25 protein-coding genes are annotated in these 24,399 nt (G+C 60.6%); 19 read left to right on the plus strand and 6 right to left on the minus strand.

The features are described from left to right. Positions 1 to 275 precede the first annotated feature (275 nt). The 6 genes from odc2 (at position 276) to ACQZ5G_RS22765 (ending at position 5,886) form a co-directional block, all read left to right on the plus strand. Entirely contained in the window at positions 276 to 1,409 is a 1,134-nt protein-coding gene (odc2, locus tag ACQZ5G_RS22740; protein WP_003523360.1) for an ornithine/lysine decarboxylase, read from the plus strand. A 309-nt stretch (positions 1,410 to 1,718) separates the two neighbouring features. Beyond that, positions 1,719 to 2,288: a GNAT family N-acetyltransferase gene (locus ACQZ5G_RS22745; RefSeq protein ID WP_174057694.1), complete on the plus strand. Its 570-nt coding sequence runs from the start codon at positions 1,719 to 1,721 to the stop codon at positions 2,286 to 2,288. 147 nt (positions 2,289 to 2,435) lie between these two features. Continuing rightward, positions 2,436 to 2,837, plus strand: a complete 402-nt coding sequence (locus ACQZ5G_RS22750) for a MarR family winged helix-turn-helix transcriptional regulator (RefSeq protein WP_020813347.1) — start codon at positions 2,436 to 2,438, stop codon at positions 2,835 to 2,837. Positions 2,838 to 2,926: 89 nt separating this feature from the next. Further along, a complete protein-coding gene (locus ACQZ5G_RS22755; protein WP_448738588.1) occupies positions 2,927 to 4,222 on the plus strand; it encodes an MFS transporter in 1,296 nt (431 codons plus the stop codon). A gap of 312 nt (positions 4,223 to 4,534) precedes the next feature. Continuing rightward, complete coding sequence (locus ACQZ5G_RS22760; RefSeq protein WP_448738589.1) at positions 4,535 to 5,233, plus strand: OmpW/AlkL family protein; 699 nt, start codon at positions 4,535 to 4,537, stop codon at positions 5,231 to 5,233. 209 nt (positions 5,234 to 5,442) lie between these two features. Then, positions 5,443 to 5,886: a glyoxalase superfamily protein gene (locus ACQZ5G_RS22765; RefSeq protein ID WP_448738590.1), complete on the plus strand. Its 444-nt coding sequence runs from the start codon at positions 5,443 to 5,445 to the stop codon at positions 5,884 to 5,886. Positions 5,887 to 5,958: 72 nt separating this feature from the next. On the opposite strand, the gene ACQZ5G_RS22770 is transcribed toward ACQZ5G_RS22765, so the two are convergent. The 4 genes from ACQZ5G_RS22770 to ugpB form a co-directional block, all read right to left on the minus strand. After that, complete coding sequence (locus ACQZ5G_RS22770) at positions 5,959 to 7,020, minus strand: sn-glycerol-3-phosphate import ATP-binding protein UgpC (protein WP_448738591.1); 1,062 nt, start codon at positions 7,018 to 7,020, stop codon at positions 5,959 to 5,961. Continuing rightward, the gene (ugpE, locus tag ACQZ5G_RS22775) at positions 7,020 to 7,868 is read right to left on the minus strand and encodes a sn-glycerol-3-phosphate ABC transporter permease UgpE (protein WP_059757249.1); all 849 of its coding nucleotides are present in this window, start codon (positions 7,866 to 7,868) and stop codon (positions 7,020 to 7,022) included. The genes ACQZ5G_RS22770 and ugpE overlap by 1 nt, the downstream gene beginning before the upstream one ends. Before the next feature lie 10 nt (positions 7,869 to 7,878). Further along, the gene (gene ugpA, locus ACQZ5G_RS22780) at positions 7,879 to 8,760 is read right to left on the minus strand and encodes a sn-glycerol-3-phosphate ABC transporter permease UgpA (protein ID WP_448738592.1); all 882 of its coding nucleotides are present in this window, start codon (positions 8,758 to 8,760) and stop codon (positions 7,879 to 7,881) included. Between the two features lie 69 nt (positions 8,761 to 8,829). Continuing rightward, positions 8,830 to 10,140: a sn-glycerol-3-phosphate ABC transporter substrate-binding protein UgpB gene (gene ugpB, locus ACQZ5G_RS22785; protein ID WP_003523344.1), complete on the minus strand. Its 1,311-nt coding sequence runs from the start codon at positions 10,138 to 10,140 to the stop codon at positions 8,830 to 8,832. A 338-nt stretch (positions 10,141 to 10,478) separates the two neighbouring features. On the opposite strand from ugpB, the gene ACQZ5G_RS22790 reads away from it, so the two are divergent. The 3 genes from ACQZ5G_RS22790 (at position 10,479) to ACQZ5G_RS22800 (ending at position 12,387) form a co-directional block, all read left to right on the plus strand. Continuing rightward, on the plus strand, positions 10,479 to 11,585 hold the full coding sequence (locus ACQZ5G_RS22790) for a CobW family GTP-binding protein (protein ID WP_448738593.1): 1,107 nt from the start codon (positions 10,479 to 10,481) through the stop codon (positions 11,583 to 11,585). Next, complete coding sequence (locus tag ACQZ5G_RS22795; RefSeq protein WP_304983434.1) at positions 11,582 to 11,860, plus strand: hypothetical protein; 279 nt, start codon at positions 11,582 to 11,584, stop codon at positions 11,858 to 11,860. Before ACQZ5G_RS22790 ends, ACQZ5G_RS22795 begins: the two co-directional genes overlap by 4 nt. 89 nt (positions 11,861 to 11,949) lie before the next feature. Next, positions 11,950 to 12,387, plus strand: a complete 438-nt coding sequence (locus ACQZ5G_RS22800) for a YqaA family protein (protein WP_003523340.1) — start codon at positions 11,950 to 11,952, stop codon at positions 12,385 to 12,387. Between the two features lie 156 nt (positions 12,388 to 12,543). Here ACQZ5G_RS22800 and zigA read toward each other — a convergent pair whose 3' ends face one another. Next, positions 12,544 to 13,749 carry a zinc metallochaperone GTPase ZigA gene (gene zigA, locus ACQZ5G_RS22805; RefSeq protein ID WP_448738594.1) on the minus strand — a complete coding sequence of 402 codons (1,206 nt, stop codon included), beginning with the start codon at positions 13,747 to 13,749 and terminating at the stop codon, positions 12,544 to 12,546. A 297-nt stretch (positions 13,750 to 14,046) separates the two neighbouring features. Between zigA and aztA the strand changes: the two genes are divergently transcribed. The 10 genes from aztA (at position 14,047) to ACQZ5G_RS22855 (ending at position 23,787) form a co-directional block, all read left to right on the plus strand. Next, positions 14,047 to 14,874, plus strand: a complete 828-nt coding sequence (gene aztA, locus ACQZ5G_RS22810) for a zinc ABC transporter ATP-binding protein AztA (RefSeq protein WP_448738595.1) — start codon at positions 14,047 to 14,049, stop codon at positions 14,872 to 14,874. After that, positions 14,867 to 15,733, plus strand: coding sequence for a zinc ABC transporter permease AztB (gene aztB, locus ACQZ5G_RS22815; RefSeq protein ID WP_135399193.1), 867 nt, complete (start codon positions 14,867 to 14,869; stop codon positions 15,731 to 15,733). The genes aztA and aztB overlap by 8 nt, the downstream gene beginning before the upstream one ends. 28 nt (positions 15,734 to 15,761) lie before the next feature. Further along, complete coding sequence (gene aztC, locus ACQZ5G_RS22820) at positions 15,762 to 16,787, plus strand: zinc ABC transporter substrate-binding protein AztC (RefSeq protein WP_448732186.1); 1,026 nt, start codon at positions 15,762 to 15,764, stop codon at positions 16,785 to 16,787. 125 nt (positions 16,788 to 16,912) lie between these two features. Next, positions 16,913 to 17,386: a ribonuclease H family protein gene (locus tag ACQZ5G_RS22825; RefSeq protein WP_338809148.1), complete on the plus strand. Its 474-nt coding sequence runs from the start codon at positions 16,913 to 16,915 to the stop codon at positions 17,384 to 17,386. A gap of 229 nt (positions 17,387 to 17,615) precedes the next feature. Beyond that, positions 17,616 to 18,308 carry a FadR/GntR family transcriptional regulator gene (locus ACQZ5G_RS22830; protein WP_003525094.1) on the plus strand — a complete coding sequence of 231 codons (693 nt, stop codon included), beginning with the start codon at positions 17,616 to 17,618 and terminating at the stop codon, positions 18,306 to 18,308. Beyond that, positions 18,305 to 19,477 (plus strand): PLP-dependent transferase, encoded by a 1,173-nt coding sequence (locus ACQZ5G_RS22835; protein ID WP_448738596.1) that lies wholly within the window; start codon positions 18,305 to 18,307, stop codon positions 19,475 to 19,477. The genes ACQZ5G_RS22830 and ACQZ5G_RS22835 overlap by 4 nt, the downstream gene beginning before the upstream one ends. A 38-nt stretch (positions 19,478 to 19,515) precedes the next feature. Then, the gene (locus ACQZ5G_RS22840; protein WP_174036736.1) at positions 19,516 to 20,775 is read left to right on the plus strand and encodes an ABC transporter substrate-binding protein; all 1,260 of its coding nucleotides are present in this window, start codon (positions 19,516 to 19,518) and stop codon (positions 20,773 to 20,775) included. 152 nt (positions 20,776 to 20,927) lie between these two features. Then, a complete protein-coding gene (locus tag ACQZ5G_RS22845; RefSeq protein WP_003525091.1) occupies positions 20,928 to 21,872 on the plus strand; it encodes a carbohydrate ABC transporter permease in 945 nt (314 codons plus the stop codon). Positions 21,873 to 21,875: 3 nt separating this feature from the next. Then, complete coding sequence (locus tag ACQZ5G_RS22850; protein ID WP_035228147.1) at positions 21,876 to 22,706, plus strand: carbohydrate ABC transporter permease; 831 nt, start codon at positions 21,876 to 21,878, stop codon at positions 22,704 to 22,706. Positions 22,707 to 22,710: 4 nt separating this feature from the next. Continuing rightward, entirely contained in the window at positions 22,711 to 23,787 is a 1,077-nt protein-coding gene (locus ACQZ5G_RS22855) for an ABC transporter ATP-binding protein (RefSeq protein WP_448738597.1), read from the plus strand. Positions 23,788 to 24,023: 236 nt separating this feature from the next. Here ACQZ5G_RS22855 and ACQZ5G_RS22860 read toward each other — a convergent pair. Then, the coding region (locus ACQZ5G_RS22860) for a TOBE domain-containing protein (RefSeq protein ID WP_448738598.1) at positions 24,024 to 24,399 on the minus strand (376 nt) is incomplete at its 5' end.

Raw genomic sequence — 24,399 nt, forward strand, 5'->3', positions numbered from 1 at the left:
AAGCAACGACGGTGCGGGCCTTTCTGGTTCTCTGCCGGCTTTCCATCAGCCGGGGTACTAAAGAGGCACACCATCATTGCCTGAAGTGCGGTCGGGTCATTCCCTCCAATCCATGGCAGACAAAGCCGAATGATGCTCTGGCAGGGCATCGTTCACATTCGCGCCTTGAGCGTATGCTATCGATTCTGCGCCTCCACCGGCTGATTCGAATGCATATCTCGAGCGTCCTTTGTCCTCCGGATTTTTCCGGAGCCGGTTTAACAGGGAATACATCGATGACGACTGCACGCATTCTCGACTTCATCAAGACCCGACGTCCCGAAGGCCCTTGCCTCGTGGTTGATCTCGACGTCGTGCGCGACAATTTCAACGCTTTCCGGCATTCCCTGCCGAACAGCGCCATCTATTACGCCGTCAAGGCAAACCCGGCTCCCGAAATCCTGAAGCTGCTCGCTTCGCTCGGCTCCAACTTCGATTGCGCCTCCGTGGCTGAAATCCAGATGGCGCTCGATGCCGGTGCGACGGCTGACCGTATCTCCTTCGGCAACACCATCAAGAAGGAACGCGATGTTGCACGCGCCCATGCGCTCGGCATCGATCTCTTCGCCGTGGACAGCCATGAGGAAGTCGAGAAGGTTGCCCGTGCCGCTCCCGGCGCGCGCGTCTTCTGCCGCGTGCTGACGGATGGCGAAGGCGCCGAATGGCCGCTGTCGCGCAAGTTCGGTTGCGTGCCGCAGATGGCTGTCGACGTTCTGGTCTATGCACACCAGCTCGGCCTCGAGTCCTATGGCGTGTCCTTCCATGTCGGTTCGCAGATGATGAATCTCGACGCATGGGATGCGGCGCTGGCCGATGCCAAGCGCGTCTTCGCTTCGCTCGCCAAGCAGGGCATCCACCTGCAGATGGTCAACATGGGCGGTGGTTTCCCGACCAAGTACCTGCGCGACGTTCCGGCTGCCGAAGAATACGGCCAGGCGATCGACACGGCGCTGCGCAAGCACTTCGGCAACCAGATCCCGAAGACGATCATCGAGCCGGGCCGCGGCATGGTCGGCAATGCCGGCGTCATCAAGGCGGAAGTCGTTCTCGTGTCGCGCAAGTCCGACAATGACAACCACCGCTGGGTGTTCCTCGACATCGGCAAGTTCGGCGGTCTCGCCGAGACGATGGACGAGGCTATCCGTTACCCGATCCGCACCGAGCGCGATCAGGACGAGATGGAGCCCTGTGTTCTGGCCGGCCCGACCTGCGACAGCGCCGACGTGCTGTATGAAAAGAACATGTATCCGCTGCCGGTCTCGCTGACCATCGGCGACGAAGTTCTGATCGAAGGCACGGGCGCTTACACGACCACCTATTCGGCGGTCGCGTTCAACGGTTTCGAGCCGCTGAAGGCCTACGTCATCTAAAGCATTTCCAGGAAAAGTGGCCCCCGGTTTTCCGCCCGGAAATGTGACAAAATGATCTGAAGCATCGAACCGAAAAGCGTTACGCGGTTTTCGGAAAATCCGATGCTCCTTAAAAGTCCGAGCGCCATCCGCTGAGCAGGGCGGCGTCTCGACCAAGCTTCCGTTCCGGCTTTGCCGATTGTGCTGATGCGCAAATCCCTGCTTGCTGCACCTCTTCCAGCCGAGGAAAGCGTGTCGGCGGGCCGGAACGGCTCCACCAATTTTTCATCAAGGGCCGCGTGTGGGCGGTAGTGTGACGGGAGGCCAAGGATGGCCGCTCTTTTGAATTCGGTACGGGCATTTTTCACGCCGCAGACATTTCATGTCGATCAGGAAAATCCGGGCGATGTCGTCGCCCGTGAGAACCTGCTGGACCGCGCCATGGGCGCCGGCCGCCGCCGCAAGTCTTCCGAAAAGCTGCGCGCCGGTCGCGTTCCGGCCGAAGGCCTGGCGCTCGTCGCCCGCGATGAGGACGGCCATGTCATCGGCACGGTGCGCCTGTGGAACGTCGAGGCTGGCATCTCCCGAGAAGGTCGCGCCGTCGAAGCCCTGCTGCTCGGCCCGCTGGCCGTCGATGCCGCCCATGAGGGCAAAGGCATCGGCTCGGCGCTGATGCGCGCCGCCATTGCCGAAGCCACCAAACGCGGCCACGGCGCGGTTCTTCTGGTGGGCGATGCACCTTATTACGAGCGCTTCGGCTTTTTCGCCGACAAGGCCCAGCACCTCATCATGCCCGGCCCGTTCGAGCGCAGCCGTTTCCTGGCGCTGGAACTGAAATCCGGCTGGCTTGAAGGCGCTGCCGGCCTGCTGGTGGCAAGCGGCCGCAGGCTCTCGGCCTGAGACTGGCCTCGCTGCTGATATCAAACCCCGGCCCAAAGCCGGGGTTTATTGTTTCTGCTCTATGGCCATGGGGCCGGCCGTTGCTCGCCGATAATTTCTCGGGGCGCCTCTTGCGCACAGAAATTTACGGGTATATACCCGAGACAAATGCCAAACGATAGTTGCCATTGCATCCTGTTGCGCAAAGCATCCCGCAAGGTTTCGTCCTATTATGACGAGGCCTTGGCGCCGCTTGGCGTGAATATCGGTCAGTTCAGCCTGTTGCGGAACATCAACCGCACGGCGCCGGTTTCGTTGACCGATCTGGCCGCCCGGGTGGAACTGGATCGTTCCACCGTCGGCCGCAACGCCAAGGTGCTGGCTCGCATGGGTCTGGTGGCCATCGGTCACGGCGAGGATCAGCGGGAAGCGATGCTGACCGTGACGAAGGAAGGCCACGCGATCCTGAAAGCGGGCGCGCCGCTCTGGGATGGGGTGCAGGATGAAATCGAGGCCCGGCTTGGGCCTGAGAAGACAGCACAATTGCAGGAACTGCTCGCAGCCCTGTGATTTTTGGGGACATAAGCGGGTATCTGCCCGCAATACAGGGTATATACCCGTATAATATCGGCCGCGGCCGCTGGAAAGGGAATTTGAACATGCTCTCCACACGCCTCGCCAGCTGGATGGCCGGCAGAAATCTGCATTATGGCTGGCTCGTTGCCGCAACCACCTTTTTGACCATGCTGGCCACCGCCGGTGCCATGGGGTCCGCGGGGGTGATGATCCAGCCGCTGCATCAGGAATTTGGCTGGGATATCGCCGATATTTCCTCCGCAATGGCCGTCAGGCTGGTGCTTTTTGGCCTGCTCGGGCCTTTTGCCGCTGCCTTCATGAATCATTTCGGCGTCCGGCAGGTGGTTTCCACCGCGCTTGCCCTGATCATGGGCGGCATTGTCGCCTCCTTCTTCATGACCGAGGTATGGCAATTGCTGCTGCTTTGGGGTGTGGTGATCGGCGTCGGCACGGGCATGACCGCGCTGGTGTTGGGCGCCACCGTGGCGACACGCTGGTTTTCCAAGCGCCGCGGACTGGTGATCGGCCTCATGACGGCGAGCAACGCTACCGGTCAGCTGGTTTTCCTGCCGCTGCTGGCGGCGGTGACGGAAGCCTATGGCTGGCGAACCGCCTTGACCCTGTCCGTTGCCGTGATCGCCACCGCCATGGTTCTCGTCCTGCTTTTGATGCGTGATCATCCTGCCGATGTCGGCCTGCCGGCCTATGGCGAGACAGCGGTGGCAAAGCCGGTCAAGCAGGATCACAATCTTCTCGCCACACTGGTATCACCGCTGGTGACCCTGAAGAGCGTATCGGGCAACCCCGTCTTCTGGGTGCTTTTCGGCACCTTCTTTGTCTGCGGGCTTTCGACCAACGGTCTCATCCAGACACACTGGATTTCGATCTGCGGCGATTTCGGCATGGCTGCGGTGACGGCGGCAGGCACGCTGGCGGTGATCGGCATTTTCGATTTCTTCGGCACCATCTTCGCCGGGTGGCTTTCCGACCGGTTCGACAATCGTTTCCTGCTGTTCTGGTTCTACGGTCTGCGCGGGCTGTCCCTGCTTTATCTCTCATTCTCGGGGTTCAGCTTCGTGGAGCTTTCGGTCTTCGCCGTCTTTTACGGTCTGGACTGGGTGGCGACCGTGCCGCCGACGGTGAAGCTCGCTGCCGAGAATTTCGGGCGCGAAAAGGCCGGTCTCGTTTTCGGCTGGGTGTTTGCGGGCCACCAGCTGGGAGCCGCCACCGCCGCCTTTGGCGCCGGTTTCTTCAAGAGCGACTTCGATACCTATATGCCCGCGCTGCAGATTGCCGGTCTGATGTGCATGATCGCGGCCGTCTCGGTTCTGCTTTTGCGCAAGCCGGGCTCCGCAACACTGACGCCGCAGGCCGCGTGATAGAGGTGATGCACTGGAAGGAGGCCTGCATTTGCAGGCCTTTTTCGTATTTTTCCGGCATCTGCCGGGCGCGTTCTGCACGAGCTCCACGATCGCTGGACGGCACTTGTTGCGTAATTGTCACAATGCTTGCCGGTTAATCGTTCCGATCCATGATCGGCGTTCCGCTTTGATCCATCTCAATCGGCCCGCCCCTCCCTTCGTCATAGTGGCCCCAAGCGGTTGCGGCAGGCGAAGATTCGCGAAAGCCCGCCGTCATCAGCCGGTTCCGGGGACTTGCCCGGCTGCGGTGCGCTATAGGAGAGAGATGGAATGACGAACGGAAACAAAAAAACCGCCTTGCTTGCCAGTGTCGCAGTTGGTGTCACGGCCATGCTGGTATCCGCCGATGCGATGGCTGCCGATCTGGCCCAGGCAGCGCCGGCCCCCACCGCCGAAGAGGCGATTGCGGCGGCAAGCCCGTGGATGCTGCGCGTGCGCGGTCTCGGCGTCATCACCCATGACAGCGGCAGCGTCGACGGTTTGCCGGGAGCGGGCCTGTCCTATTCGGACACCGTGATCCCGGAACTCGACATCAGCTATTTCTTCACCGAAAACTTCGCCGCAGAGCTTATCCTCGGCACCACCTATGCCAAGATCAATGGCGAGGGTGTGCTGGCCGGCACGCCGGTCGGCAAGACGTGGCTGCTGCCGCCGACATTGACGCTGCAATATCACTTCACCGATTTCGGTGCTTTCAAGCCCTATATCGGCGCGGGCGTGAACTATTCGCTGTTCTATGACCAGACGGAAAAGCCCGGTTTCAGCAATCTCGATGTCAAGAACAAGGTCGGTGCAGCCGTGCAGGTCGGTTTCGACTATATGCTGGACGAGCATTGGGGCGTGAACTTCGACGTGAAGAAGATCTTCCTCAAGACCGACTGGACGGCGGAACTCGGCGGCACGCCGATCAGCGGCAAGGCGAAGCTCGATCCGTGGCTGATCGGCGCGGGTATCACCTATCGCTTCTGATTGCGGGATCGGTTAAGCGCCGCCTTTGACGGGCGGTGCTTTCTGGGCTATAGGGACGGCCACGGGCATAAGAGCCCCGGCCGTCCGCAGGCGCTTGCGCCCCTGGTGAAGCTCTTTCTTCAATAACGGTCATCCCATGTTTTGCATGTCGTCGATGGCAACGCGGACCCCCTTCGGAATAGTCGGCATGCGCATGTTGGAGAACCGTTATGAACGTGTCCAAACCGCTTCCCGCACTTGAGGGGCTGAAAGAACAGGCAAAACGCCTGCGCGCCGCCCTTGAAGGTGAGGGGCAGGTAATCACCCATTCGAAGGCGCTGGAACTCATCGCCGCGCAATATGGCTTCCGCGACTGGAACACCCTCCACGCATCGGCCGGCAACCGCCCCGCCTTCAACCCCTATCTTCTGGGTTCAAGAGTGGAAGGTTTTTACCTCGGCCAACCCTTCGTGGCCTCCGTTCTGGGCGTGCAGGCGCTCGGCGGCGATCCCGAACGCTACCGGTTGACCCTGCATCTCGACGATCCCGTGGATGTGGTGACTTTCGAAAGCTTTTCCGCGTTCCGGCAGCGCGTTCATTGCAACGTCGATACGTCCGGCCGCACGGTGGAGAAAACCTCCAACGGTCGGCCGCAGGTGGAGCTCGTCTGGTAAAGAGCTGCCGGAGATTCTTGCAATAGTGCGAGCACCCGCCGAGTGGCGGGTGTCCCTTTTTCGGCGGCAGGCTTAGTTTCTCTTTCCCGCCGCATCGAACAGGTGAAAATCCTTCGCCTGGGCGGCAATCTTCAGCGTTTCGCCGATGCGAAGCTGAGAGCGGCCGTGGACGCGGAAGACGATTGTTGTGCCGTCGGCGAAGGAGCCGTGCACGTAGCTCTCCGCCCCCACCAGTTCAACGGCATCCACCTGCACGGTGCCGGTGAAGGCGGCGTCTGCGGGGGCTTCATCGGCAAGGGTAATGTCTTCGGGGCGGATGCCGAGCGTGGCGACGCCCTGCGGCAATGCCGCGGTTCCCTGCACCGACCAGCCGGAAGAGCCATTTGCCGATGTCGCGCCATGGCTCAGCAGGTTCATGGAGGGCGAGCCGATAAAGGTGGCGACAAAGGTGGTCGCGGGTTTTTCGTAAAGCTCGATCGGCGTGCCCATCTGCTCGATGCGGCCGGCATTCAACACCACCAGTCGGTCGGCCAGCGTCATAGCCTCCATCTGGTCATGGGTCACGTAGACGCTGGTGGTGGCGAGCGAGCGTTGCAGGCGGCGGATTTCGACACGCATCTGCACGCGCAGTTTGGCATCGAGGTTGGAGAGCGGCTCGTCGAACAGGAAGGCTGCCGGTTTGCGCACGATGGCGCGGCCCATGGCCACGCGCTGGCGCTGGCCGCCGGAAAGCTGGCGCGGCTTGCGCTCCAGGAACTGTTCGATCTCCAGCGCCTTGGCCGCCTCGGTGATGCGCCGTTCGATCTCCTCCTTCGGCGTGTTGCGGTTCTTCAGGCCATAGGCAAGGTTCTGGCGCACCGTCATATGCGGATAAAGCGCATAGTTCTGGAACACCATGGCGATGTCGCGGTCGGAGGGTTCGAGATCGTTGACGACGCGGTCGCCGATGACGATCTGGCCGCCCGAAATGCCTTCCAGCCCGGCGATCATGCGCAGCAGGGTGGATTTTCCGCAGCCGGAGGGGCCGACGAGCACGATCATTTCGCCGTCGGCGATGTCCATCGATACGCCCTTGATGGCCTCGACATTGCCGCCATAAACCTTGCGGACGTCTTTCAGCGCAATTTTTGCCATTACTTTTCGGTCTCCACCAAACCTTTGACGAACCAGCGCTGCATCAGCACCACAACGATAATCGGGGGGATGATGGCGAGGATCGCCGTCACCATCACATAATTCCAGGGCGTCGAAGCGTCGGTGAAATCCACCATGCGCTTGAGGCCGATGATGATCGTGTTCATCTTGGCGTCGTTGGTCACGAGCAGCGGCCAGAGATACTGGGTCCAGCCATAGATGAACAGGATCACGAAAAGGGCGGCGATATTGGTTCTCGACAGCGGCAGCAGAATATCCCGCATGAAGCGGAACGGCCCTGCATTGTCGATGCGTGCCGCCTCGACCAGCTCGCCGGGAATGGTCAGGAAGAACTGCCGGAACAGGAAGGTTGCCGTGGCCGACGCCATCAGCGGCAGCGTCAGTCCCGCGTAGGTGTCGATCAACCCAAGATCGACGATAACCTTGTAGGTGGGCAGAATACGCACTTCCACCGGCAGCATGAGCGTGATGAAGATCATCCAGAAAAAGCCCATGCGGAAGGGAAAGCGGAAGAAGACGATGGCGAAGGCCGACAGGAACGAGATGACGATCTTGCCGATGGCGATGGCGAGCGCCACGACGAAGCTGTTGAACAGCAGCCGCTCGAGGCTGACGCCCACCACTCTTTCGACACCGCCGACCATAGCGTCGGTATAGTTTTCACCGAGATGGTCGCCGGGCAAAAGCGACATGGGCGGGCGGATAATATCCGTCGACGTCATGGAGGAGGCGACGAAGGTGTAATAGATCGGGAAGGCCACGATGATGATGCCAAGAACCAGCATCAGATGGGCGATCACGCGGGCGACCGGGCGATTTTCAATCATTGTGAAATCCTCAGCCGTAATGCACGCGCTTCTCGACGAAGCGGAACTGGAAGGCGGTGAGCGCGATGACGATCACCATCAGGATCACGGATTGCGCGGCGGAAGAGCCGAGATTGAGGTTCACGAAACCATCATTATAGACCTTGTAGACCAGCGTTTCCGTCGCCTTGGCGGGGCCGCCGCCCGTGACGGCATGGATGATGCCGAAGGTATCGAAGAAGGCGTAGACCGTGTTGACGACCAGAAGGAAGAAGGTTGTCGGCGCAAGCAGCGGGAAAACGATGGTCCAGAAGCGCCGCGAACCGCGCGCACCATCGATGGAGGCCGCTTCCAGCAATGATTTAGGAATTGCCTGCAAGCCTGCGACAAAAAACAGGAAATTGTAGCTGATCTGCTTCCACGCAGCCGCCGCGACGACGAGCAGCATGGCCTGATCGCCGTGGAGCAGCGGGTCCCACATGATGCCGTTGCGGCGCAGAATGTAGGAGAAGGTGCCCATGGCCGGGTTGAACATGAAGAGCCACAACATGCCGGCCACCGCAGGGGCGACGGCATAGGGCATGATCATCATGGTGCGGTAAAAGCCCTTGCCGCGCACCACGCGGTCCGCCGCCGTCGCCAGAAGCAGCGCCAGCCCCATGGAGACGAGCGCGGTCAGGATGCTGAAGATGACGGTGACCTGCAGCGAGTTCAGATAGCTTTCGTCTGAGAGCACGGCGGAAAAATTCGCCAGCCCGACGAAATTGCTGTTCAGCCCGAAGGCGTCCTCGCGCATGGTCGACTGGTAAAGCGCCTGGCTTGCCGGCCAGAAGAAAAAGATCACCGTGAGGATGATCTGCGGCGCGACCAGCAGATAGGGCAGGATCTTGTTGGGGAATACGACGCTTTGCACGGCGATCTCCTGATGAGATGGGAATGCCGCCCACACCCTTTTGAGGATGCGGGCGGGGCAGGGGATCGTTTAGTTGCCGGCAGCCTGTTTGATGGCCGCATCGCCGCGCTCTACGATCTTGTCGAGTGCCGCTTTCGCGTCCTGCTTGCCGGCCAGCATCGCCTCGAACTCCTCATTCATGATGTCACGCACCTGCGGCAGGTTCACGAGACGCACGCCCTTGGAGTTTTCTGTCGGCGGCTTGCCCATCATCTGCAGCAGCGGCGTTTCACGGGCGGGGTTCTTGTCATAGAAGCCGGATTTCTTGGTTTCCTCATAGGCCGCGATGGTCACGGGCATATAGCCGGAGACCTGATGCAGGCGTGCCTGAATCTTGGTCTGGGAGAGGAAGTGGAAGAACTCGGCCACGCCCTTATATTCGGCGTCGCTCTTGCCGCCGAAGACCCAGAGGCTGGCGCCGCCGGGAATGGTGTTCTGCGGACCATGGCCCTCATAATAGGGAAGCTGGCCGATGCCGTAATTCATGCCGGTCTTGACGATATCGCCAAGGCCGCCGGAAGATTCGGTCAGGATGCCGCATTCGCCGGACATGAACAGCTGCTTGGCTTCCGAGGTGCGGCCGCCATAACGGAAGGTGCCGTCCTTCGCGAGATCGGCAATGGCCTGGAAATGCTCGACGAAGAGCGGTGCATTGACCGCAAGCTTCACATCCGTGCCGCCAAGGCCGTTTTCATTGCTGCCATAGGAGACGTTGTTCCAGGCGGCGAAGTTTTCGGTCTGAATCCAGGTGAGCCAGGTGGAGGTGAAACCGCATTGGGCCGCACCGCTGGTCTTGATCTTCTTGGCGGCTTCGAAAACTTCCGGCCAGGTCTTCGGCGGGTTGGCGGCGTCGAGGCCGGCCTTCTGGAAGACATCCTTGTTGTAATAGAGGATCGGCGAGGACGAATTGTAAGGGAAGGACAGCATGGTGCCGTCAGGCTTGGAATAATAGGCCACGATGCCGGCCAGATAATCGGCCTTGTTGAAAGTGTAGCCGCCTTCCTTTAGCACATCCGCCACCGGCTTGATGGCGCCGGCAGCACCCATCATCACGCCCGAACCGGCGTCGAAGACCTGAATGATCGCCGGCGGCTGCTTGGCGCGGAACGCCGCGATACCGGCATTCAGCGTTTCCGGATAGGTGCCCTTGAAGACGGGCGTGATCTTGTATTCTTTCTGGCTATCGTTGAATTCTTTGGCAAGCGTATCCACGACCTCGTTGTTGGCGCCGGTCATGGCGTGCCACCACTGAATGTCCGTTACTGCATATGCATTCGATGTGACAAAAAACGAAAGCGCGGATGCCGCGGCGAGGCGGTAGCTGAGTTTTTTCAAGGTCATTCCTCCCGTTATGAAAACAGTAAAAGATACAGCCCCTTATTGCAGTCGTTCCTCCTCGATCCGGCTGCGGGCGATCTTTTCTGTACTAGCGATCTGATTAAAAGCGAACTCTAACGAAAATGCAAGAGAACGTGGAACGATTAAAACGAAAGTGAAGGAAACGGATTTATTATTCCATTTCCTTCGTTCCATGGTTTTTTCATGCGCCCGGCTGTTAGGGGCATGCCGGCGCGGGATCAGCTCCCGCCGGAAATCCAATAATCGTCATTGATATGTTATTACATTACGTATTATGGTGCGGCGAATTTATGGATGTCGAAGGTGCGGATGTGTTCGGAATGAAGCGGAAAAAGGTGGTCGATTCCAGGGACGATTCGGCCGTCGCGCCACCTGTCCGCACGGTGCCGGTTACCCTGCTGACCGGTTTTCTGGGAGCGGGCAAGACGACGTTGCTGAACGCGCTTCTGACTGAGCCGTCAATGCGCGATGCCGCGGTCATCGTCAATGAATTCGGCTCGGTGCCCATCGATCACGGTCTGGTGCGAACGGGTTCTGAACGATATTTCAGAACGACGACGGGCTGCATCTGCTGTACGGCCACCAGCGATATCCGCACCTCGCTTTACGAGCTGCATCAGGCCTTTCTGGAAGGGATGATGCCGGAAGTATCGCGGGTCGTCATCGAAACCACCGGCCTTGCCGATCCCGCGCCGATCATCAACAGCCTGATCGCCGGCGGCACGCCGGCGCTTGGCCTGCGCGATCACATCGTGGCCCGGCATTTCCACCTTTCAGGCGTGGTCACGGCTTTCGACGTTGTCTCTGGTCCGGCGATGCTCGACAGCTTTATCGAAGGCTGGAAACAGCTGGCCTTTGCCGACCATATCGTTCTGACGAAAACCGATCTTGCCGATGCCGCAGCCGTGGACCGGGAAAGCCTCGCCGATCTCAATCCTGCGGCCTCGTTTCATGACCGCAATGCCGCCGACTTCGATCTGATGTCGTTATTTGCAGCCTCGGATTATTCGCTGCGCGGCAAGCCGGAGGATGCGCCGGGGTGGCTTGCGGCCGACAGGCTGAGCCTTCATGCCGCCCACCAGCACGATATCAACCGCCATGGCGTCGGGGTCGAGGCTTTCGATCTGACCTTTGACGGCGCTTTCGATCCGCAGGCGATCGTCACGTTTCTGGAGCTCGTCACCAGCAATGTGCATTCCGGCCTGCTGCGGCTCAAGGGAATTTTCGGCGCGACGGATGACCCGGAGCGGCCGGTTGTCGCCCATGCGGTGCAGCACCGGCTTTATCCATTGACCCGCCTGGAGCGTTGGCCGGATGGCAATCGTTCCACGCGCATCGTGCTGATCGGCATGGATATGCCGCAACAGCCGATCCGCGCTCTCTTCGAGACATTGGCCGCGCAGACGGGGCGAAAGGTATTCCGATGACGTTAAAAACGAATCCGCTTGCGCGCAGCGGCTCTGCGATCGTCTCGCAGGCCCGCATCATGAAGGACTGGACGCGGGAACTGTTGTTTCTTTCAGAAGACGACATTGTTTCCGTCCACGAGATCTCCTGCGCGCTGCCGAATTGCCCGCCGAAGGAAACCGTGATCCTCATTCTGTCCGTATCCGGCAGCACCCGGCAATTGTCGGTTCATAAGGCGCTGCTGGATGTAGCCCGTCACGATATCGTCGGGGCCATTGCCGCCGATGTGCCGTAAGGCCGTGCGAAATATCGCCCGCTTGACGGCGTGAGCGTCTTCCGGCACTTCGGCAAACCGTGAGATTCGCGGATGATGAAGGGCGGGCAATGGCCGATCTGGCGGTATATGCGGGTTTGTTCCTGACGGCGTTTATCGCGGCGACCATTCTGCCCATGCAGTCGGAGGCAGCACTGGCCGGCCTCATTGTTCTGAAATCACAGCCCGTCTGGCTGCTGGTCGCCGTGGCCAGCGCCGGCAATGTCGCCGGCTCCTTTGCGAACTGGCTGCTCGGCCGCGGCATCGAGCGTTTTCGGCATGAACGCTGGTTTCCGGTCGGGGAGGCGGCACTGGAGCGCGCCCAGAACTGGTATCGTCGTTATGGCAAATGGTCCCTGCTCATCAGCTGGGCGCCGCTGATCGGCGATCCGCTGACGGTCGCGGCCGGCATCATGAAGGAACCGCTGCCGGTCTTCCTGCTGCTGGTCACCATCGCCAAGGTGGGGCGTTATCTCGTTCTGGCGCTGGTGACGCTGAATTTTCTATAAAGCCTCTCCTCCGTCATGCCGGACTAGATCCGGCATCCAGCCACGGCGCGTCTGCGCCGTGAAAAGAGTCTCTCGCGATCAAGGACTTGATCGCGCTGGACCCCGGACCTAGTCCGGGGTGACGGCTTACAGATGCTTCGCATCGGTAGCTATCGATCAAGCCGCCTGCCTGTCCCAGCTTGCGAAAGGATCGGGCAGGTGCCGCCATGCATCCGGTGTGAATGCCTCGGTATCGATCAGGCAGGCGTCGAGCTGCGCGCGGATGCGCGCCTCGTTCATCGGATCGGAGCCGATGAAGACGATTTCCTGCCGGCGGTCGCCGAAGACCGGATCGAGATAGGGCTTCATCATATCGAGGAACTGCTTTTCGCGCGGCCATTGCTCCTTCGGCACGGCGGACCACCACAGGCCCATCTTGCCGGTACGCACCAATGCGCCGGCCTGGCTGATCTCGCCGACATAACGCGGACGCGTCGCCAGCCAGAAAAAGCCCTTGGCGCGCACCACGCCGGGCCAGGCGCGATCGATGAAGCGCTGGAACAGCACGGGGTCGAAGGGTTTTTGGGCGCGATAGACGAAGGAGCGGATGCCATATTCCTCGGTTTCGGGAATGTGATCCTTGAAGCCGTGCAATTCCTTGAACCACAGGGGGTGTTCTTCAGCCCTGGCGAAATCGAAACGGCCGGTGCCCAGAACCTCATTCAGCGCCACCTTGCCGAAATCGGCTTCAATCAATTTCGCATCCGGGTTCAGCCCGACAATGATCTTTCGGGCGGCGTCCCGTTCCTGTGGCGTCGCGGTGCCGATCTTGTTGAGGACGACGACATCGGCAAATTCGATCTGCTCCACCAGAAGGTCGACGATGGTGCGGTTGTCGCCATCGCCCGCCGTTTCGCCCCGGTCGGCCAGAAAATCGGACGAACCGTAATCGTTGAGAAGATTGGCGGCATCCACCACCGTCACCATGGTGTCGAGACGCGCGACATCGGAAAGGCTGCGGCCGTTTTCATCGCGAAAATCGAAGGTTGCGGCGACCGGAAGCGGCTCGGCGATGCCGGTGGATTCGATCAGCAGGTAATCGAAACGCCCCTGTTCGGCCAGCGCCCGCACCTCCGTCAGGAGGTCGTCGCGCAGCGTGCAACAGATGCAGCCATTGGTCATTTCCACCAATTGCTCTTCCGTACGGGAGAGATTGGCGCCGCCATCGCGCACCAGTGCGGCGTCGATATTGATCTCGCTCATGTCGTTGACGATCAACGCCACGCGCAGACCATCGCGATTGGCGAGAATATGGTTGAGAAGCGTCGTCTTGCCGGCGCCGAGAAAGCCGGAAAGCACGGTGACGGGAAGTTTTTGCGACATATGGACCTCGTTCTTTGGCAACGCTCGCGCGGACCTCATGGCGACCACGCGCACGATCTGGAAACGACGGGTTCAGTGCTACCCCGTCTTGGCTTTGTAACGTAATAACATTACATACTGGCAGCCTGTCAACGGGCAACAGAAAAAAAGCGTCCCCGCAATGCGGAGGCTGCTGCTTATGCGAAGCGCAACGTATCTTTCCGATAGTTAATGTTATTTCATTACATATTCGTTTGACGAATGTAATAACATTACATATCAAGGGCCATCGAATGACATCCTGCCCCGGAGGGATCGATGAGCGATCCGTGCCTCGCCTTCAAAAACCTGACGCTTGGATATGCCGGCCGCGCGGCCGTGCATCATCTGAATGGCGATATTGCCAGAGGCTCACTCACTGCGGTGGTCGGCGCCAATGGCTCTGGAAAATCGACGCTGATGAAAGGCATTGCCGGCATTTTGAAGCCGCTCGGAGGCGAATGCCGGGTAAGCCCAAATCTGTCCGTCGCTTATCTGCCGCAGCAATCGGAACTCGACCGCTCCTTTCCGGCGCAGGTGCGGGATCTGGTGGCGCTTGGTCTCTGGCCGAAACGCGGCCTGCTTGGCCGCCACCGTCCCGAAGACCGGGCGGCGATGGGCCGCGTGATGGAGGCGGTCGGGCTTTCCGGTTTTGAAAAGCGCAATATCGACTCGCTCTCCGGCGGCCAGATGCAGCGCGCCCTGTTTGCCCGCGCCATGTTGCAGGATGCGCAGCTGATCCTGCTCGACGAACCCTTCAACGCCGTCGACGAGCGCACTGTTTCCGACCTTATGGTCCTGATCAAATCATGGGTGGCGGAGGGACGCACGGTTCTGGCCGTCCTTCATGACTTCCAGCTCGTGCGGCAGCATTTCCCGGAGACCCTGTTCCTTGCCCGAAAGCTTGTCGGGCTGGGTCCGACGGCCGAGGTCCTGCAGGCGGAGAACATTCGGCAGGCGCGGCATTTCCACGAGGCGTGGGAGGAGAATGCGCCCTGGTGCGAGCCGGCCGAGGCGCCTTCGCCGCAGATCGTCGGGGCAAGTCCGCAGGCGGCATCCGCCCATTCCCATGCCCACTCCCACGCGAATTCGAATGTCCATGGCTGATATCTTCATCCAACCCTTCGTCCAATATGTCTTCATGCAGCGCGCACTTGCCGGTGCGCTGATCCTTGCCGTCAGCTGCGGCCCGGTCGGTGTGTTTCTGATGCTGCGCCGCATGAGCCTGACGGGCGACGCCATGTCCCACGCCATCCTGCCGGGAGCGGCGGTCGGGTTTCTGTTCTACGGGCTGGAAATCCTGCCCATGACCATCGGCGGGCTGGCCGTCGGCCTTCTGGTCGCGCTGGGTGCCGGTGCTGTGTCACGCTTCACCATCCAGAAGGAAGATGCGTCGCTTGCCGCCTTTTATCTCATCTCGCTGGCGCTCGGCGTGCTGCTCGTCTCATGGCGCGGTTCCAGCGTCGATCTCATGCATGTGCTGTTCGGCACGGTGCTGGCGCTGAACAATGAGGCGCTCGGCCTGATCGGCGGCATCTGCATCGTGACGCTTCTGGTGATGATAACCTTCTGGCGGGCGCTGCTGGCGGAATGCCTCGATCCCCTGTTTCTGCGCTCGGTCAGCAATTGGGGCAGCCCGGTGCATTTCCTCTTCCTTGCCATCGTCGTGCTCAATCTGGTCGGCGGCTTTCAGGCGCTGGGGACGCTGCTCTCGGTCGGGCTGATGATGCTGCCCGCCGCCGCCAGCCGCTTCTGGTCCAACCGTGTCGCACCCATGTGCTTCATTTCCATCGGCATCGGCATGGTGTCCTGCTTCGCCGGCCTGCTTCTGTCCTATCACGCGTCGCTGCCATCCGGCCCGGCGATCATACTTTCCGCGGGCGTCATCTATGCGCTCTCCATCCTCATCGGCACGCGCGGCGTGCTCAGCGATCTTCTCGGTTCCGGCCGTCACAGGACGGCCTGAAAACAGCGTTCGAAAAAGGAGAACCTTCATGTTCAAAACCTTCCGTCTGGCCACCTGCGCCAGCCTTCTTTCCCTCTCCCCGGTTCTGATGGCGCAGGCGTCCGCCGCCGAACTCAAGGTCGTTGCCAGTTTCTCGATCATCGCCGATTTTGCGAAAAACGTCGGCGGCGACCGTGTCGAAATCACCACGCTGGTCGGGCCGGATGGCGACGCCCATGTCTATGAGCCCCGCCCGGCCGATGCCGTCGCCGTCAGCAAGGCGGATGTGGTGCTGGTCAACGGTCTGGAATTCGAAGGCTTCCTGAAGCGGCTCATCGACACCAGCGGCACCAAGGCGCCGGTGGTGGAACTGACCAAGGGCGTGGAGCCGCTCAAGCTTTCCGAAGAGCCGGCCGGTCACGCCCATCCGGAAGCCGAGGAAGAGGAAGGTCACGACCACAAGGCAGAGAAAGCCGGCCACAGCCATGAGACCGCCGAGGCCCATGATCACGACCACGGCCATGAGGGACATCACCATCACGGCGAGTTCGACCCGCATGCCTGGCAGTCGATCAAGAACGCCGAAATCTACGTGAAGAACATTGCCGGCGCCTTTTGCGAGGTCGACAAGGCCGGTTGCGCGACCTACACCGCCAATTCGGACGCCTATATCGCCAAGCTTGTCGCTCTGAACGAGAAAGTGAAGACCGAGATCGCCGCCATCCCGCCGGAAAAGCGCGTCATCATCACCTCGCACGACGCCTTCGGTTATTTCGAGCATGCCTATGGCCTGAATTTCCTCGCGCCTGAAGGCGTATCGACGGAATCCGAAGCCTCGGCCGCCGATGTCGCCAAGCTTGTGGACCAGGTGAAGCACGACAAGGCCTCGGCGATCTTCGTCGAAAACATCACCGACAAGCGGCTGATCGACCAGATCGCCAGCGAAACCGGCCTGAAGGTTGGCGGCACGCTCTACTCCGACGCGCTTTCGACTGCCGACGGCCCGGCCGCGACCTATATCGACATGATCAACCACAATATCGAGACGATCACGGCGGCCGTGCTCGGCCAGTAAGTTCGACCATATCGCTGTGAGTTCGGGGAGGGTGGCTTGTGCCGCCCTCTCTGCTTTTTTGTTCGTGCAATGGCCCTGGAACTCTTCCCTTAGCGATTTCCATATTGGTGCTAAAAAGCCTCCCCATGTCCGATGCGCTTCACATCTTCACCGACGGTTCCTTCGACGATGCTTCCAGTTCCGGAGGATGGGCGTTCGTGGTTCATGAAGCGGGCCACCAAGTGCATTCCGCTTCAGGCAGGACTGTCGGCACATCGAACAATACGTTCGAGGTCCTCGCCGTTCTCAACGCACTATCCTGGATCGCCGCCGAGGCGCCAACGCGGGCAGTCACGCTCTGGACGGATGCCGTTCATGTCATCGAAGGCTGCCGCCGCTATAGGGCGATCTGGCGCAACAACGGCTGGAAACGGATCACGCCCAACCAGCGCACCCGGCGAAGACCGATCCCCGACAGGGACATCTGGCAGCAGCTCGACAGCCTGCTGGAGCGGCATCCCCATGTGGTTGTAGAATGGTGCAAAGGGCATTCCGGCACTGTCGGCAACGAGCATGCCGATGCTTTGGCGCGTGGCGTTTCCCATGCGACGGTGATTTAGCCGGCAGCCATCAGTTGTCGTGATTCGGCGCTTTAACCTCTTCACTCCAGCCATCTCCCGTCTCGACCTTTTTCTGTATCGAGCGGTTGCGCCGGTATTCTTTCGTGACTCCAGCCGAATGGTGCGCACCCACGGCCGCCTGCCGGTTGACAATCGACATCCCGTTTGAAATGGTAAGATGTCAGACCAATTTAGAGGGTGCGTCTTGGACAGGTCCAGCCGGGAACTCATGCAGCCGATTCCGCCGAGCGACCGCGTGCGCCAAGTCGAGGCTGCGCTTTCCGACTATGTGGAGCGGGCAGGGCTGAAGGCGGGAGACCGGCTGCCGGCGGAGCGGGAACTAATGGCGGCGCTGGGCGTCGGCCGGTCCACCATCCGTGAAGTCATTCGCAAGTTTCAGGCGCTCGGCGTTATCGACAGCCGCAAGGGCAGCGGCAATTATCTGCTGAAGCCGATTTCCGCTGCCACCGTGCATATGCCGATTTCCATCGATGCCGAAAGCCTGCGCGATGCGCTGCTGATGACGCTGGAGGTACGGCGCGGCATCGAGGTCGAGGCCTCCATGGCCGCTGCGCGCCGTCGCACGCCCGAGGATATCGCCACCATGGAAGCGCGGCTCGATGAGATGGAGCGGGTGCATCTGGCCGAGGGAACCTCTGGCAAGGCGGACCTCGCCTTTCACCTCTCCATCTATGATGCCACGCATAATTCGCTGTTCAAGCAGCTATTGGAGCAGATGCGTGAAGGTTTCGAACGCTTCTGGTCGAAACCCTTTGACCGGCCGGATTTCGCCAGCCGCTCCTTTCCCTTTCACCGCACGCTGTTCAACGCCATCGCCGCCGGTGATGCCGAGACCGCCCGTGAAGAAACATTGAAAATCCTCGCTGTCGTCGAGGAAGATATCAAGGACATGTCGAAATGAACCATGGCAACGATCTCTTCGATCCCGCCTCATTTATCGTTGCGCATGACGAGGCCCACGCCTTTGAGGCCGTGGTGCCGCCCATCGTGCAGACTTCGCTTTTCACCTTTTCCAGCTATGACGAGATGGTCTCCACCTATCGCGGCGAAAAGGTGCGACCGGTCTATACGCGCGGGTTGAACCCCACGGTGCGGCTGTTCGAAGAGATGCTGGCGAAGCTCGAAGGGGCGGAAGATGCGCTCGGTTTTGCAAGCGGCATGTCGGCCATTTCCTCCACCGTGCTCTCCTTCGTTTCGCCGGGCGACCGGATCGTCGCCGTGCGCCATGTCTATCCCGATGCGTTCCGCCTGTTCGGCACCTTCATGCAGCGCATGAATATCGAGGTAACCTATGTCGACGGCCGCGATGAGGCGGCGGTTGAAAAGGCGATGCCGGGTGCGAAGCTGTTCTACATGGAAAGCCCGACGAGCTGGGTGATGGAGGCGCATGATGTCGGGGCGCTGGCGGCCATCGGCAAGCGGCATGGCGCCGTCACCGTCATCGATAATTCCTGGGCAAGCCCGGTCTTCCAGCAGCCGATTTCGCTCGGCGTTGATCTCGTCGTGCATTCGGCATCGAAATATCTGGGCGGCCATAGCGATGTGGTCTCCGGCGTGGTGGCCGGTTCGAAGGCGATGATCGACCGCATCCGGGCGGAAACCTATCCCTATCTCGGCGGCAAGATGTCACCCTTCGATGCCTGGCTGCTCATTCGCGGGCTTCGCACCCTGCCGCTGCGCATGAAGGCGCATCAGGCATCGGCGCTTGAGATCGCTACCCGCCTGCAGGCGCTGGATGTGGTGGAGAAGGTCTGCCATCCGGGGCTGGCGAACCGCCTGCCGCCCGGCCTTAACGGCACATCGGGCCTGTTTTCCTTCATCTTCAGGGAAGGGGTGGATGTGCGCGCTTTTGCCGACCGCCTCAAGCTTTTCAAACTGGGTGTTTCCTGGGGCGGGCATGAAAGCCTGATCGTCCCCGGCGAAGTGGTGCTCGAACAGAAGGCGCAGCCAAACTCCGCCCACACCTTCGGCATCAGCCCGCGTTCGGTGCGCCTGCATGTCGGGCTGGAGGGCACGGAAGCCCTCTGGAACGATCTCGAACCCGCGATCAAGGCGGCCACCGCCGCCTGACGCATTTTTAAACCGACGACAAAAAAGGGGAGAACGACATGAAAAAACTGGTAACAGCAGCAATCTTCACCGCCCTGATGACCGGAACGGCGCTGGCGGACACGACCTTGAAGCTGGTGGAAGTCATCACCAGCCCGGAACGCACCGAAACGCTGAAGGGCATCGTTTCGAAATTCGAGGCCGCCAATCCCGGCACCAAGGTGGAAATCATCTCGCTTCCCTGGAGCGAGGCCTTCCAGAAATTCGCCACCATGGTCTCTGCGGGCGATATTCCCGATGTGATGGAAATGCCCGACACATGGCTGTCGCTTTATGCCAATAACGGCATGCTCGAAAGCCTTGAGCCCTATCTCGCAAAGTGGGAACACACCGCGGGCCTCAGCGACCGCACGCTGGAACTCGGCCGCGACGTGAAGGACACGGCCTATATGCTGCCCTACGGCTTTTATCTCCGCGCCATGTTCTACAACAAGAAGCTGCTGGAACAGGCGGGCGTGAAGGAGCCACCGAAGACGCTCGACGAATTCGCCGACGCCTCGAAGAAGGTCGCGGCCCTTCCCGGCAAATATGGCTATTGCCTGCGCGGCGGCCCGGGCGGCCTCAATGGCTGGGTCATGTTCGGCGCATCCATGGCGGGCTCGAACGAGTTCTTCACCAAGGACGGCACCTCCACCTTCGACAGTCCCGGCTGGGTGAAGGGCCTGACCTATGTGGTCGATCTCTACAAGAACGGCCTGGCACCGAAGGACAGCGTCAACTGGGGCTTCAACGAGATCGTCGCCGGCTTTTATTCCGGCACCTGCGCCTTCCTTGATCAGGACCCGGATGCGCTGATCGCCATCGCACAGCGCATGAAGCCGGAAGATTTCGGCGTCATGACCATGCCCAAGGGCCCCGACGGCAAGACCTTCCCGACGATTGGTTTCGCCGGCTGGTCGATGATGTCGAAATCCGAAAACAAGGACCTTTCCTGGAAGCTGATCGAGACGCTTGAAGGGCCGGAAGGCAATATCGAGTGGAACAAGAAGACCGGTGCGCTGCCGGTGCACAAGTCGGCGGAGAAGGACCCCTTCTATGCCAGCGAGCAGTTCAAGGGCTGGTTCGACGAACTGGCCGACAAGAACGCCGTGCCGACGACGATGCCGACCTATCTTGAGGAGTTCGCCTTCTTCAAGGATTCGCTTGTGATCAAGACATCGCAGGAAGCGCTGCTCGGCGATATCACGCCGGAAGACCTTGCCAAGCAATGGGCTGATTACATGACCAAGGCGCAGCAGAAGTTCCTGGCCTCGAAGTAACGACATTGACCGGCCGTGCGGGCGCAAATGCCCGTGCGGCGGGTCTTGCCGGCCTTCGCTGCGACAGGCCTTTTCCTCGCAATTTTTCGGATCGGTAAGCCGAGAGGCTGGAAAACCCGTCCGTTCCGTCGTCCGATCAGGGGAGCGATACAATGTCCTATGCCCATGGCGCCGGGCCGGTGGCTGCGCGCAAACCGGCTGGCAAGCCCGCGATGCGGCGGTTTGCCGATTGGGCCGAACCCTGGCTTTACAGCGCGCCGGTGCTGGTGCTCATCGTCGCCGTCATGCTGGTGCCGCTGGTGCTTGGCCTCTCCTATGCCTTTCGCGATGTGCAGCTGCTCAATCCGTTTTCCGGCGGTTTCGTTGGTCTCAAACATCTGGAGGCGCTGTCGCAGGATGCGGCCTTTTACCGGGCGCTGAAAAATACGCTGTGGTGGACGGGCGCTTCGGTTTTCCTGCAATTCTTCTTCGGCCTCATTCTGGCGCTGCTGCTCGATAAACCCTTTGCGGGCAGGGGGCTGGCGCAGGCGCTGGTGTTCCTGCCATGGGCCGTGCCGACCTTCCTTGCCGGTCTCAACTGGGCATGGCTGTTCAACCCGGTCATCGGGCCGCTGCCGCACTGGATGGTCTCGCTCGGGCTGTTATCCGCACCCAACAATATCCTCGCCGACCCGCAGCTTGCCATGTGGGGGCCGATCATCGCCAATGTCTGGTGGGGCATTCCCTTCTTCGCCATCACCTTGCTGGCCGCACTTCAGGCCATCCCGCGCGATCTTTATGAGGCGGCGGAAATTGACGGGGCGAACCCGCTGCAGCGTTTCACCTCCATCACCCTGCCGTTTCTGGCGCCCACCATCGCCATCACCATCCTGCTGCGCACCGTCTGGATCGCCAATTTCGCCGATCTCATCATCGTCATGACCAATGGCGGACCGGCCGACCGCACGCAGATCGTCGCCAGCTACATCTTCACCCAGGCCTTCCGGCGTCTGGATTTCGGTTATGCCTCGGCCATCGCGCTGGTGCTTCTGGTGCTGCTGCTTGCCTATTCCATGCTGATCGTGCTGCTGCGCCAGCGCCTGATCGAGAAGGACTGACCAGTGACCTCAAGGATATTTCTCACCCTTGCCCATCGTCTGGCGATCCTTGCCTATATCGCCTTTGCACTGTTCCCACTGTTCTGGTTGCTCAAGGTTTCCGTGACGCCGAATGATCTGCTCTATAGCGAAGGTGTGAGGATGTGGCCATCGCGGGCGACCTGGGATCATTATCGTTTCGTCATAGAAAACAGTGCTTTCCCGACGTTTTTTAAGAACAGCGTCATCGTCGCGGGCTCCACGGCAATTGCCGTAACGATACTTTCTTCGCTCTCGGGTTACGCGCTGTCACGCTTCCGTTTCAAGGGCAAATACTGGATCGTGGCGTTAATGCTGATCACCCAGATGTTTCCGCTGGTCATGCTGGTCGCGCCGATCTTCAAGATGCTGTCGCCCCTCGGCCTCACCAACAGCCTGACGGGCCTCGTCATCGTCTACACCGCCTTCAACGTGCCTTTCGCCACCTTCCTCATGCAGTCGTTCTTCGATGGCATTCCGAAGGATCTGGAAGAGGCGGCGATGATTGACGGGGCGAGCCGGTTCACGGCCTTCCGCCAGATCATCCTGCCGCTGACGCTGCCGGGCATTGCCGCGACGCTCGGTTTCGTCTTCACCGCCGCGTGGAGCGAGCTTCTGTTTGCGCTGATGCTGATTTCCGGCAACCAGAGCGCCACTTTCCCGGTTGGCCTTCTGACCTTCGTTTCGAAATTCTCCGTCGATTTCGGGCAGATGATGGCGGCGGGCGTTCTGGCGCTCATTCCGGCCTGCCTCTTCTTCCTGCTCATTCAACGTTATCTCGTGCAGGGCCTGACGGCCGGCGCGGTGAAAGGATAATCCCATGGCTTCCATCGAGCTGAAGAATGTCGGCAAGACCTATGGCGACCTCGCCGTGCTGCATGGCGTCGATCTTGATATCAGGGATGGCGAGTTCATCGTCCTCGTCGGTCCTTCAGGCTGCGGAAAATCGACGCTGCTGCGCATGATCGCCGGGCTTGAAGAGATAACGTCCGGCGACCTTTCCATCGACGGCGAACGCGTCAATGATCGCCGCCCGAAGGATCGCGATATCGCCATGGTCTTCCAGTCCTATGCGCTCTATCCGCATATGAGCGTGGCCGACAATATGAGCTATAGCCTGCGCCTGCGCCGCAGCCCGAAAGAAACCATCGCGGCGGCGGTGGCCGGTGCTTCCGCCAAGCTCGGCCTCGATCCCTATCTCGCCCGCCGCCCGAAGGCGCTCTCCGGTGGCCAGCGTCAGCGCGTCGCCATGGGCCGCGCCATCGTGCGCCAGCCGAAAGCCTTCCTGTTCGATGAGCCGCTATCCAATCTCGATGCCCGGCTGCGCGAACAGATGCGGGCCGAGATCAAGCGCATGCATGCCGATCTCGGCGCAACCTCGGTCTACGTCACCCATGACCAGATCGAGGCCATGACGCTCGCCTCGCGTATCGTCGCCATGAATGCCGGACATGTGCAGCAGATCGGCGCGCCGCTCGATCTCTATGACCGCCCCGCCAATCTCTTCGTCGCCGGCTTCATCGGTTCGCCCGGCATGAATTTCCTCGAAGGACGGCTCGTGCAGGAGAACGGCGGCAGTTTCGTCGTGCTGGGTGACGGCACGCGTCTGGCGCTTGGCCGCGATGTGAACCTCGCCGATGGCGAGCCGGTCACGCTCGGCATCCGCCCGGAACATGTCACCGTGGCGCCGGCTGAAGGCGGGGTGGAGGCAACCGTCGATCTGGTCGAGCCGACCGGCCTCGGCGTTATCCTGCACCTCACCGTGCATGGATTGCCCTTCAAGCTGTTTTCGTCAGACCGGGCATTGTTGCAACCGGGCAAATCCCTGCGGGTCGGTTTCCCGCAGGAAAGGCTGCATGTCTTCGACAGGAATGGCGTCAGGATCGGCGAGGCGTGAGGTTTGGCATAGTACGCAGGAATATTTCCTGTGCGGTTGCACACCCACCTCCGTCATTCCGGCCTTGAGCCGGAATCCAGACGACGCGCGTCTGCGCGGCGAGAGACCCCTTTCAGCCCAAGGACTTGGGCTGGCTAGATTCCGGCTCAAGGCCGGAATGACGGAAAGTTGGAGATGTTGAGAGCCGTCGCAAACGCCGCAAATCTGGCGTCAGATTATCCTTTCCAGTCTTCCCGTCATATCGCCTTACCCTTTTCATCGAACCTGTGGATCTTGGTGTCATCGGGCGTGATGAAGACGGTATCGCCGTGTTTGCACTCGAACTCGCCGTCCGTGCGAGCAGTGATCGGCCCGATGCCTGACACCTCGAGATGCAGAAAGGTATCCGATCCGAGATGTTCGGCCACCGTCACCTTGCCCTGCCACAGCCCGCTTTCCTTCGACAGCACCAGATGCTCCGGCCGCACACCGGCGGTGGTGGCGCCCTTTTGGCGGGCGTAATCGCCCGTCACCAGGTTCATGCGCGGCGAGCCGATGAAGCCGGCGACGAAGAGGTTGGCGGGGGTGCGGTAAAGCTCCATCGGCGAGCCGACCTGCTCGATATTGCCGCGG

Source organism: Agrobacterium sp. 22-214-1 (assembly GCF_053522465.1).